Origin of the sequence: Pseudomonas sp. Irchel s3f10 (assembly GCF_900187515.1) — a bacterium.
Taxonomy (GTDB): domain Bacteria; phylum Pseudomonadota; class Gammaproteobacteria; order Pseudomonadales; family Pseudomonadaceae; genus Aquipseudomonas; species Aquipseudomonas tensinigenes.
Window position 1 is genome coordinate 115,456 of record NZ_FYDZ01000012.1, and the last position, 11,456, is coordinate 126,911.

The following is an 11,456-nucleotide window of genomic DNA, read 5'->3' on the forward strand; positions in this document are numbered from 1 at the left end:
GACGCGCTGATGAGGATTTCTCTTCACACTCGTCAGACTCAGCACGGCATGGTCTTGCTGGTGAGTTTGGTGTTCCTGTTGTTGCTGACCTTGATTGGTCTGTCGTCGATGCAGAGCGCCAACCTGCAGGAAAAAATGGCCGGCAGCGTGAGTCTGCGCAATCAATCGTTCCAGACTGCCGAGGCGGCGTTGCGGATTGGCGAAAGTGCGGTGCAACTGGACAGTTATTCGCTGGCCGTGTGCAGCGGTATCACGCAATGCGCGCCGCCAGCGGAGTCATCAGTGGTCAGCGCGGCGGGGGTCAACTCGACCTCCGGGGTGACCTGGATTGCCGCCGGCAATGGTTTCTATGGTGTGCAGAATATCGGCACCACGCTCACGGCGGTGAACGTACCGAGTAACACCTCGGCGACGTTGTATCGGGTTACAGCGGTCGGCATCGCCGGCAATTCGCGTAGCGTGGTGGAGAGTGTTTATGCGAAGTATTGAGCGCTGCATATCACTATGGATCGGCATGCTGCTGAGCTTTTATCTGGCCGCGCCGGCGTATGCGTTCACGCCTTCCGATTCGCCGCTGTTGAGTGCGGCAGCGGTGCCCCCCAACGTCATGCTGCTGATCGACGATTCGGGGAGTATGAACAGCATCATCTATGCCAGCGGATTCGATCCGAACGTCAACCGCACACCCGCCCGGCAGTGCAATGCGTTTCTCGGATTGTGCTCTGCACTCAATGCTCCGCAGATAACCGGCGACACAGTATTTCTATCGAGCCTGCCGACTTCCGGATGCTCTGGAGGCGCTTACGCGTTCTACAACAACAGTTTGGCGCCGTTGTGCCTGAAACTTCCCGACCCCGTAGGCAACGAGAACACGCGATATTCGGCAGATTACATTTCCTACATTGTCGGCCTGGCCACCAATAACGGCACTCGCGATTTCACGACCGGCGCTATTCCCAACGATTACCGAATGAACGTCGCGCGCAACGTTTCCACGGCATTGGTGAGCAGCAACCGCACTTTGCGCATGGGCCTGTCGACATTCAACCCGGCCACCAGCAGTAATCCGGGCAACGGCGGTTTCATCGCCCGCTCGATCAGCGATCTGTCGCCGGTCAGCGGCAGCGTGACCCAAGCCCAGGCAGACACTAACTACAATGCGCTGATTTCATCGATCAGTGGCCTGAACGCCGTGGCCAATACGCCGTTGGCCGAGAGCTATTACGAAGTCACCCGCTACATGCGTGGCCTGGCGCCTTACTACAACGGCACACCAGCGACCTATACCAGCCCGATTCAGTACCGCTGCCAGAAAAATTACGGCGTGGTGATTACTGACGGCCTGCCGACTTACGATCGTACCTTTGCGACCAACGATCCACTGGGCGGCAGCCGCTTGCCGAATTGGGATGGCGTGAATAATGACGGCGACAACCTTAACGGTGACGGTGAAGGCGACACGCTGTATCTGGATGACATTGCCAAATTTGCCTTTGACATCGACATGCGTTCGACCGGTAACGATGCAGCGGGCAAGAGCTGGAACGCAGTAGATTTTCCCAGGCAGAACATGAATACCTACACCGTGGGTTTCGCCGCGGATAACGACATGTTGTCCGACGCCGCCAGTTATGGGCAGGGTAGGTATTACCAAGCGACTGACAGCACGGGACTCAATGCCGCCTTGTCGTCGGCGTTGAGTGATATCACTTCCAAGGCCGGTTCCGGCGGCGCAGCTGTTGCCAGCGTTGGCACACTCACAAGTGGCAGCAGTTTTTACCAAACCACTTATGATCCCAAGGATTGGCGAGGCACCATCAAGTCTTTCGGTTTTACCTCGGCCGGGGCGGTGAATACTTCGACCGCACTCTGGACGACTGACACAACCATCGTGCCGGGGGCGACCGCGCCAACGTATCAATCGTGGAACACCACCAGCAGCGCCGCCGTGACGCTGGCTTACGGCAACTTTTCCCCTGCGCAGCAGACGACACTCAGCCAGAGTCTGCCCACGGGTATTACCGGCAATGACCTGGTGGAGTGGAGCAAAGGCACCAACAAAGCCGGGCTCAAGGTTCGCAGCGTTTTGCTCGGTGACATCATCAACTCGCCGTTGGTGCTGGCGGCCCCCACGGACAAGACCGCTGCTGACTTGTCCGGCGATACCACTTACACCTCATACCTGACTACCAAAGCTGCCAACATGAACTCCAGCCTGGTGGTGAATGCCAACGACGGTTTCGTCAACGTCATCAACTCGGCCAACGGCACCCGACGCTATGCCTACATGCCATCCAGTGTGTTGCCGTCGCTACGGTTGATTGCTGATCCGACCTATATCAACGGTGTCAGCCACAAGTTTCTCGTCGACGGTCAGGTCGGGGTGTTCGACGCGCAGTCCGGCACGGCCTGGAAAACCCTGGCCATTGGTGGCGCCGGTGCCGGGGGTAAAACGTTCTACGGGTTGCAGCTGTTTGATGCTTCTGCGGGCAATGTGATCAAGGCGTTATGGGAGGTCAGTGCGCCGTCCACGGCCAACACCGCCAACGCATTTAATGATCTGGGTTACGCCTACGCCCGCCCGGAAGTGGCACGCTTGGCCGATGGTCGTTGGGCGGCGTTCATCTCGAATGGTTACGGCAGCAACTCCGGTGTGGCCGCCCTGTATGTGCTGGATGTGCGCGATGGTTCGCTGATCAAGAAAATCGTCATCGACAGCACGGAAACCACTAACGGTTTGTCCTCGGTAAAACTCAAGGTCAACTCTTCAAATGTCGTCCAGGCCGCTTATGGGGGTGATTTGAAAGGGCGCCTGTGGAAATTTGATCTGAGCGCGACATCGACGGACAGCTGGGGCGTGGCGTTTTCCGGTAAACCGCTGTTCACCACGGCGGGCGGGGCGACACAGCCGATTACCGCGCAGCCGCTGCTGGCGGATAACGCATTGGGCGGCAAACAGATCTTTGTCGGCACTGGCAAATTCAATGAAACGGCCGACAAGACCAACAAGGATTTACAGGCGTTCTATTCGGTATGGGATGCCGATGGCGGCTCCGGAAACATCACTGTCAGCAGTTTGCAGGCGCAGGCGATTACCGGATCATTTTCTGGCAGCTCCGGGCAGTTTCTGACCACGACGCAAAATGACACGACATATCCAGGGGAGAAGGGCTGGTACCTGCCATTGGTGTACAACAACGTGTTGACCGGCGAACGGGTGATCAATCAAGCGAATATCGTGCTTGGCCGTATCGTATTCACCACGGCCATTGTCGATACCACCGATCCTTGTGCGAGTTTTGGTACGGGCAAGTTGGTCGAACTCGAGGCGTTCAGCGGTAAGATGCTCAACTATGCGGTGATTGATACTGGTGGCGATAGTTTGGTCGACAACAATGACTCAATCTCCAGCGGCGTGAGTTTCGCTGACGGCATTCCGAACGTGGCGTTTATAAACCCGAATGCTACGAAAAAGGGAGTGAATGACACCAGTGGAAAACTCACGATAATCAATGAAAAGGGCGGTGGCGGCAGCCGTCGTATCATGTGGCGACAAATACAGTAAGTGAGAGTTTGAGGCATGCGCAGATTCAACCGAGGTTTCACCCTGATCGAAATCATGATCGTGATTGCGATCATCGGGATCGTCATCACCATCGCCGCACCGAGCTATACCGAGTACCTGAAAAAGGGCCGCCGCGCCGAAGTGGTGTCGCTGCTCTCGGAGCAAGCGCAGAGCCTCGAACGCTTCTACACCAAGAACAATGTCTACACCGGTATCACCGGTCTGAGCACGGGCAATGATTTCTACACCCTAACCCCGACCATCGCAGACCAGACCTTCCTGCTGACCGCTACCCGCAAAACGGGTACGTCCATGGCCACCGACAAGTGCGGGGATTTCACCCTGACCAACACCGGTGTCCGCAGCATGAACAACGCGACCACCGGGCTGACCACCAAGGATTGCTGGGGCCGCTGAGGCGCTTTCTTTCGGGTGCCTTTTGCGCCCACTGTCTTTTTTACGGTTGGATCAAACATGACCAGGCAACAGCAAGTGGTGATTGTCGGTGGCGGGGTGATTGGCCTGCTGACCGCCTACAATCTCGCCTCTGAAGTGCGCAGCGTGGTGCTGCTCGATCGCTCGAACCTCGGCCAGGAATCGTCCTGGGCGGGCGGCGGTATCGTTTCGCCGCTGTATCCGTGGCGTTATAGCCCGGCAGTCACCGCGCTGGCGCACTGGTCACAGGATTTTTATCCACAGCTCGGCGAGCGTTTGTTTGCCGACACTGGCGTTGATCCTGAAGTGCACACCACCGGCCTGTACTGGCTGGACTTGGACGATGAAGCCGAAGCGCTGGCCTGGGCCGAGCGGGAAAACCGCCCGTTGCGGGCTGTGGATATCTCGGCGGCGCATGATGCGGTGCCGGTGCTCGGTGGTGGTTTTTCCCGGGCGATCTACATGGCGGATGTCGCCAACGTGCGCAATCCGCGCTTGGTCAAGTCGCTGAAAGCGGCGTTGCAGGCACTGCCGAACGTGACCATTCACGAACAATGCGAAGTCAGCAGGTTTGTCCGCGAGGGTGAGCAGGTTGTTGGCGTCGAGACGTCGAAGGGTGTGATCAACGGTGATCAGGTCGTGCTGACTGCTGGGGCGTGGAGCGGTGATCTGCTCAAGACGCTGGACCTGGCGCTGCCGGTCGAGCCAGTCAAAGGCCAGATGATTCTCTACAAGTGTGCGGCGGATTTCCTGCCTAGCATGGTATTGGCCAAGGGCCGTTATGCGATTCCGCGTCGCGACGGGCATATCCTGATCGGCAGCACGCTGGAGCACGAAGGCTACGACAAGACCCCAACCGACGTTGCACTGGAAAGTCTCAAGGCTTCGGCGGTTGAGTTGTTACCGGCGCTGGCGGATGCCGAAGTAGTCGGGCACTGGGCGGGGTTGCGTCCGGGCTCGCCGGAGGGCATTCCGTACATTGGCCGGGTGCCGGGGGTTGCCGGGTTGTGGCTGAACTGCGGGCATTACCGCAATGGGCTGGTGCTGGCGCCGGCGTCGTGTCAGTTGTTTGCCGATGTGATGCTTGGGCGCGCGCCCATTATTGATCCGGCGCCGTATGCGCCTGAGGGTCGCATTTAAAGCAAGATCAAAAGATCGCAGCCTTCGGCAGCTCCTACATTGGAATGCGTTTCCTGTAGGAGCTGCCGAAGGCTGCGATCTTTTAGGATTTAATCCAGACCGAGTTTCTTCAGCCGATAGCGCATCGACCGAAACGAAAGACTCAACCGCTGCGCCGCCGCCGTACGATTCCAGCGCGTTTCCTCCAGCGCCTGCAAGATCAGCTTCCGCTCGACGTTCTCCAGATAATCTTCCAGATTGTCGATCTGGGTCAGATCGGCAATCCCGCCATCCGCCGCGCAGTTTCCTTCGCTCAAACGTAAATCTTCAGCCTCGATCGTGCGGTTTTCACACAGGGTGTGCGCTCGTTCGAGCACGTTCTCCAGTTCCCGCACATTCCCTGGAAAGCGGTAGTTCTTCAGCGCTTCCAACGCCTGCGGATGCAAGCGTGCTGCCGGTTGGCCGGTGTCCTTGGCCAAACGCTTGAGCATATGTGCCGCCAGCACTTCAATGTCATCACGGCGCTCACGCAGCGACGGCACGCGCAGTTCAATCACGTTCAAGCGGTAATAAAGGTCCTGCCGAAAGCGCTCTGCGGCGACCTCTGCATCGAGATCCTTGTGCGTGGCGCAAAGAATCCGCACATCGACCACGCTCTCCTGCTGGCCGCCGACACTGCGCACGGCTTTTTCCTGAATCGCCCGCAGCAGTTTTACTTGCATCGACAACGGCAAGTCCGCCACTTCATCAAGAAACAACGTGCCGCCATTGGCGGCCTGAAACAACCCGGGCTTGTCCTCGACCGCGCCGGTAAAGCTGCCTTTACGATGACCGAAAAACTCGCTTTCCATCAGTTCCGAGGGGATTGCCCCACAGTTCACCGGCACGAACGGCTGGCCGGCGCGTGGCCCCTGTTCATGAATCAGGCGCGCAACCAGTTCCTTGCCACTGCCCGATTCGCCACTGATGTACACCGGTGCCTGACTGCGAGCGAGTTTGTCGATTTGCTTGCGCAGACTGCGCATCGGCGGCGAGTCGCCCAGCAAGCGTCGATCAATCGATGTAAAGCTGCCGCCTGCCGCCGGCATGCGCAGGGCGGTGCCGACCAGTTCGCGCAAGCGGGTGAGGTCGACCGGTTTGGTCAGGAAGTCGAAAGCCCCGGCTTTCAAGGCGTTGATCGCGGTTTCCAGACTGCCATAGGCGGTGATCATCGCCACCGGCAGTTGTGGATAACGTTGCTGAATGTGCTGCACCAGCTCCAGCCCCGTACCGTCGGGCAAGCGCATGTCTGTCAGGCACAGGTCGAAGTTCTCGCGGTTCAGCAGTGCCTGCGCTTCAGCCAGATTGCGCGCGCTGTAGGTGTCGAGTTTCATCCGTCCCAGGGTGATTTCCAGGAGTTCGCGGATATCTGGTTCGTCGTCGACGATGAGGATTTTTTGCCGTGGGCTCGTATTCAACTTTGTTTCCGTCCGTGAGCAAAGGTGATGCGAAAGCAGCCGCCGCCTTGGCGTGATTGAAAGTCTAGGCGCGCTTGGTTGCTTTCGCACAGCTCACGGGACAGATAAAGCCCAAGGCCGGTGCCCTGGCTGCTGGTGGTGAAGAACGGTTCGAACAGATGCGTCTGTTCATCGGCAGGCACGCCGGGGCCGTTGTCCTGCACTTCGAGCACCGCCAATTGGCTGTCGGGATCGCTGAACAGGGCCAGCCAGACTTCGGCTTGATCATGCAGCAGGGCACTGTGGCGCCAGCCGTTGCGTAACAGATTGTCGAGAATTTGCGTGAGCTGGTTGGGGTCCATCAGCGTGGTGAAGTCCCCTGAATTGATCCGCAGATGAATCTGCTGGCGCTCGCTGGCTTGTTCACGGCTTTCGGCGACGAAGTTTTCCAGCCACGGCTTGAGATCCAGCCGTTGTGGCGCGCTCTGCTGGCGGCGGGACAGTTGCAGGACGTTTTCGATGACTCGGTTCATGCGCTGGGAGTGATCTTGAATAATCTGCGTCAGACGCCGATCGGCGCTATCGAGTTCCTCGGATTCAGCCAATAGCTGCGCGGCGTGACTGATGGCACCGAGCGGATTGCGGATCTCGTGGGCGATGCCGGCGGTCAAGCGGCCGAGTGCGGCAAGTTTCAGTTGCTGCGCTTGCTGGGCGATTTGCGCGAGGTCTTCGAGAAACACCAGGGTTTGCTGGTTGGGGCTCTGTTCGAGGGCGATGAAGCTCGGTTGCAGCTCCAGGCCGTTGCCGGGGATTTTCAGGCTCTGCGGGCGCAAGGTCGGGTTGTTCATCCACAGTTGCAGGCGATCGACCAGCGCACTGGAATAGTCGTCGATCAAATGTCCCTGAAGGTGAGATTGCGCGAGCAGGGTTTGCGCGCTGTGGTTGGCCAGTTGCACCCGGCGCTCCTCGTCGAGGACCAGGATCCCGGTGCGCATGCGTTGCAGGATCAGCGCATTGAGCGCTTCGAGCCCGACCACTTCACTGGCGCGCTGTTCGGCCAGTGTTTCGCTGACCTCGAGGCGCCGGATCAGTCCCTGCACCAACAACGAGGCGGCAAAGCACAGGGCGCCGAGGGTGCCGGCTTGCAGGTATTCATTGGCGCTCAGGGGATGGTTGAAGCTCAGCAGGAAACTCGAACCAACGATGCCCAGCGCGCCGATGGCGGCGATCAACAGGCCGATGCGCCGCCGTAGCAAGGTGTTGCTGATCGCCACCGAGACAATCAGCAGATTGCCCAGCGCACTGCCTACACCGCCCGCCGCAAAGAACAAAGCGCATAAAAGCAGGACATCGACGAGGGCTAGGCTGAACAGTTGCGCCGGCCGTCGCGTGTTCTCGAGGAATACCACCAACAAAATGTTGAGAGTCAGGTACAGCCAACTGCCGCCGCGCAGCAATTCGTCGTTGGCCGACGTCAGCAGGCGGTTGTCCATGTTGCTGGAGATCAGCAACACCAGGGTGATGCCGACGCTTAAACGGTAAAGATGATAAAGGCGCAGCAGGCGCTGTGCCTGTTTGCTGTCGGCGTGTGTGGCCTCAGCGATCACTGGCACCCGGGCCTTGCTCAAGGTGAGCCTGGCTGCAATACCACTGTTGTTGCACGCTCAGCGCGCGGTCGCGCGGTAGATGCACGCCGCAATGGGCGCAGCGCACCATCGGTGGCGCGTCCTGTTCGCGAGGGGCGCGATTGGATTGATTGGACGCGGCAGGCGCCTTGAATTTACGCCACAACCATATCGCGGCGAAAATCACGACGATCCAGAACAATAAACGAAGCATGATGAGCGGCTTTTTGACTGATGATCCGGCAGTTTAGCCAAGGACCTGACAAGCGCACAGCCTAATAAAGCGCGGGCATGAAAAAGGGAGATCCGCAGATCTCCCTTTTGTGTACCGTCAGTGTGATCAGTCGAACACGCCGAAAGTCATGTAGCTGAACCACGAGCGGTCGGTGTTGCTCGACTCAGGCTCTGGCTCTTCGATCACGTCGCCGTTTTCGTCTTTAGGCTTGAGCTCGTTCGGGATAGCGTCTTTCGCGTCCTGGAACTGCTTCTGCACGTCCTGGTTGGCGCGGGTTTCGCCCGGCGGCAGCGGTGGGCGCGACTCGATCAGACCCAGAGTCGCCTTGCTCAGGAACGAACGGTTGTCGGCTTCGGCAACCCGTGGCACGAACTGACCGTCCTGCAGACTCGGGTGGTTCGGGTAGTTGAGCTTCAGGGTTTCCAGGCTGGTGTTGGCCAGTTCGTCCAGGTGCAGACGCTGATAGGCTTCAGTCATTACCGCCAGGCCGTCGGCGACCGATGGGGTTTCCTGGAAGTTTTCTACGACGTAACGACCACGGTTGGCAGCGGCTACATACGCCTGACGGGTCAGGTAGTAGTCGGCCACGTGGATTTCGTAGGCCGCCAGCAGGTTGCGCAGGTAAATCATGCGCTGCTTGGCGTCCGGCGCGTAGCGGCTGTTCGGGTAGCGGCTGGTCAGCTGGGCGAACTCGTTGTACGAGTCGCGCGCGGCGCCCGGGTCACGCTTGGTCATGTCCAGCGGCAGGAAGCGCGCCAGCAGGCCGACGTCCTGGTCGAAAGAGGTCAGACCTTTGAGGTAGTACGCGTAATCCACGTTCGGGTGCTGCGGATGCAAACGAATGAAACGCTCGGCGGCGGACTTTGCAGCTTCCGGCTCGGCGTTCTTGTAGTTGGCGTAGATCAGCTCCAGCTGTGCCTGATCGGCGTAGCGACCGAACGGATAACGCGACTCCAGAGCCTTCAGCTTGGCTGTGGCGCTGGTGTAGCTGTTGTTGTCCAGGTCAGTCTGAGCCTGCTGATACAGCTCGGCTTCGCTGAGGTTTTCGTCTACGACTTCCTTCGATGAGCAAGCAGCGGTCAATGCGAGGATGGCGATCAGCAGCAGGTGTTTCACTTGCATGGCGGCTTGCGTCCCTATGACGGCCGCTGTCTTGGGCGGGGCCGTCCTGTTATGATGAGCGCCCCGTTGAAAAGCCTCGGGGCAAAAGACGCCGTATTTAACCACAAGCGCGCAGCCGAAACCAAAAGCTGTGCCGACGCACAGTCAGAGCATGTCCGATAAAATTGAACTTCGCGCAGAGGTGCCGTCCGAATTGGGCGGCCAACGCCTCGATCAAGTCGCTGCCCAACTCTTCGCTGAGCACTCTCGCTCGCGCCTTTCCGCCTGGATCAAAGAAGGTCGCCTGACTGTGGACGGGGCGGTCATCCGCCCTCGCGACATCGTGCACGGCGGTGCCATCCTTGAGCTGACTGCCGAGCAGGAAGCCCAGGGCGAATGGATCGCCCAGGACATCGAGCTCGACATCGTCTATGAAGACGACGACATTCTGGTGATCAACAAGCCTGCGGGCCTGGTGGTGCACCCGGCTGCCGGTCACGCCGATGGCACCTTGCTTAACGCCTTGCTGCACCACGTGCCGGACATCATCAATGTCCCGCGCGCCGGTATCGTGCATCGTCTGGACAAGGACACCACCGGTCTGATGGTGGTGGCCAAGACCATTCAGGCGCAGACCAAACTGGTTACTCAGTTGCAGAGTCGCAGTGTCAGCCGCATCTATGAGTGCATCGTGATCGGTGTCGTGACCGCCGGTGGCAAGATCAACGCCCCGATCGGTCGTCACGGTCAGCAGCGTCAGCGCATGGCGGTGATGGAAGGCGGCAAGCCTGCCGTCAGCCACTACCGCGTGCTGGAGCGCTTCCGCTCCCACACCCACGTGCGAGTAAAGCTGGAAACCGGTCGTACTCACCAGATCCGTGTACACATGTCGCACATCAACTTCCCGTTGGTCGGCGACCCGGCGTACGGCGGTCGTTTCCGCATTCCGCCAGCCGCGAACCCGACGATGGTGGAATCGCTCAAGCATTTCCCGCGTCAGGCCCTGCACGCGCGCTTCCTTGAGCTGGATCATCCGACGACCGGTATACGCATGAGCTGGGAATCGCCGCTGCCGGAAGATTTCGTCTGGCTGCTGACCCTGCTCAAGCAGGATCGCGAGGCATTCGTCGGATGAACTGGCTGACGCCGGACTGGCCTGCGCCGGCCAGCGTCAAAGCCTGCGTCACTACCCGCGAGGGCGGTATCAGCGAGGCGCCGTTCGACAGCCTCAATCTGGGCGATCATGTCGATGATCGTCCAGAGGCCGTTGCCGAGAACCGTCGGCGCCTGACCGAACACTTCTCTATACAGCCTGCCTGGTTGCAGCAAGTGCACGGGATTACCGTGGCTCATGCTGATCCGGGCATTGTCGCGACTGCAGATGCCAGTTGGACGACAACCCCCGGAATTGCCTGCACGGCGATGACGGCGGATTGCCTGCCGGCATTGTTCTGCGATCGCGCCGGCACCCGTGTGGCAGCGGCCCATGCCGGTTGGCGTGGTCTGGCGGCGGGCGTGCTGGAAGCGACGCTCGACAGCCTCGATGTTCCGGCTGAAGACGTTTTGGTCTGGCTCGGTCCGGCCATTGGCCCGCAAGCCTTTGAAGTCGGCCCGGAAGTGCGGGAAGTCTTCATCAATCAATTGCCCGCAGCGGCAGAAGCCTTCGTGCCGAGCGACAACGCCGGCAAGTTCATGGCTGACATTTATAAGCCGGCGCGCCTGCGTCTGGCTGAACGTGGTGTTACCGCTGTTTATGGCGGCGGTTTCTGCACCGTGACCGATCCACGCTTCTTCTCTTATCGCCGTGCGTCACGCACCGGTCGCTTTGCCTCCTTAGTTTGGCTCACCCGCTAGACTTGCCTGACCTGAATCAACCCTCTGACGCTTGAATCTCCCAGAATCGACCGCATCTACAGTGGTATCTGGCAGGTTTCTTTATT

At 59.3% G+C, this 11,456-nt stretch carries 10 protein-coding genes; 6 read left to right on the forward strand and 4 right to left on the reverse strand.

All coding sequences use genetic code 11. The features are described 5' to 3' along the window. Positions 1 to 9 precede the first annotated feature (9 nt). The 4 genes from CKW17_RS22560 to thiO are packed head-to-tail and all read left to right on the forward strand — an operon-like array spanning position 10 to position 5,140. Positions 10 to 489: a PilX N-terminal domain-containing pilus assembly protein gene (locus CKW17_RS22560; RefSeq protein WP_095121756.1), complete on the forward strand. Its 480-nt coding sequence runs from the start codon at positions 10 to 12 to the stop codon at positions 487 to 489. Continuing rightward, positions 476 to 3,565 (forward strand): pilus assembly protein, encoded by a 3,090-nt coding sequence (locus tag CKW17_RS22565; RefSeq protein WP_095121757.1) that lies wholly within the window; start codon positions 476 to 478, stop codon positions 3,563 to 3,565. The genes CKW17_RS22560 and CKW17_RS22565 overlap by 14 nt, the downstream gene beginning before the upstream one ends. Positions 3,566 to 3,580: 15 nt before the next feature. After that, positions 3,581 to 3,982 (forward strand): type IV pilin protein, encoded by a 402-nt coding sequence (locus CKW17_RS22570; protein ID WP_038361678.1) that lies wholly within the window; start codon positions 3,581 to 3,583, stop codon positions 3,980 to 3,982. A 57-nt stretch (positions 3,983 to 4,039) separates the two neighbouring features. After that, positions 4,040 to 5,140: a glycine oxidase ThiO gene (gene thiO, locus CKW17_RS22575; protein ID WP_095121759.1), complete on the forward strand. Its 1,101-nt coding sequence runs from the start codon at positions 4,040 to 4,042 to the stop codon at positions 5,138 to 5,140. An 89-nt stretch (positions 5,141 to 5,229) separates the two neighbouring features. Here thiO and CKW17_RS22580 read toward each other — a convergent pair whose 3' ends face one another. The 4 genes from CKW17_RS22580 to CKW17_RS22595 form a co-directional block, all read right to left on the reverse strand. Further along, positions 5,230 to 6,576: a sigma-54 dependent transcriptional regulator gene (locus tag CKW17_RS22580; protein WP_095121760.1), complete on the reverse strand. Its 1,347-nt coding sequence runs from the start codon at positions 6,574 to 6,576 to the stop codon at positions 5,230 to 5,232. After that, positions 6,573 to 8,162 carry an ATP-binding protein gene (locus CKW17_RS22585; protein WP_095121829.1) on the reverse strand — a complete coding sequence of 530 codons (1,590 nt, stop codon included), beginning with the start codon at positions 8,160 to 8,162 and terminating at the stop codon, positions 6,573 to 6,575. The genes CKW17_RS22580 and CKW17_RS22585 overlap by 4 nt, the downstream gene beginning before the upstream one ends. Further along, positions 8,152 to 8,394 (reverse strand): PP0621 family protein, encoded by a 243-nt coding sequence (locus tag CKW17_RS22590; RefSeq protein WP_038361669.1) that lies wholly within the window; start codon positions 8,392 to 8,394, stop codon positions 8,152 to 8,154. The genes CKW17_RS22585 and CKW17_RS22590 overlap by 11 nt, the downstream gene beginning before the upstream one ends. A 126-nt stretch (positions 8,395 to 8,520) precedes the next feature. After that, the gene (locus tag CKW17_RS22595) at positions 8,521 to 9,537 is read right to left on the reverse strand and encodes an outer membrane protein assembly factor BamD (RefSeq protein ID WP_095121762.1); all 1,017 of its coding nucleotides are present in this window, start codon (positions 9,535 to 9,537) and stop codon (positions 8,521 to 8,523) included. A 151-nt stretch (positions 9,538 to 9,688) separates the two neighbouring features. Here CKW17_RS22595 and rluD point away from each other — a divergent pair, with 151 nt between their 5' ends. Further along, a complete protein-coding gene (rluD, locus tag CKW17_RS22600; RefSeq protein ID WP_095121763.1) occupies positions 9,689 to 10,651 on the forward strand; it encodes a 23S rRNA pseudouridine(1911/1915/1917) synthase RluD in 963 nt (320 codons plus the stop codon). Next, complete coding sequence (gene pgeF / locus CKW17_RS22605; protein ID WP_095121765.1) at positions 10,648 to 11,370, forward strand: peptidoglycan editing factor PgeF; 723 nt, start codon at positions 10,648 to 10,650, stop codon at positions 11,368 to 11,370. Before rluD ends, pgeF begins: the two co-directional genes overlap by 4 nt. Positions 11,371 to 11,456: the final 86 nt, after the last annotated feature.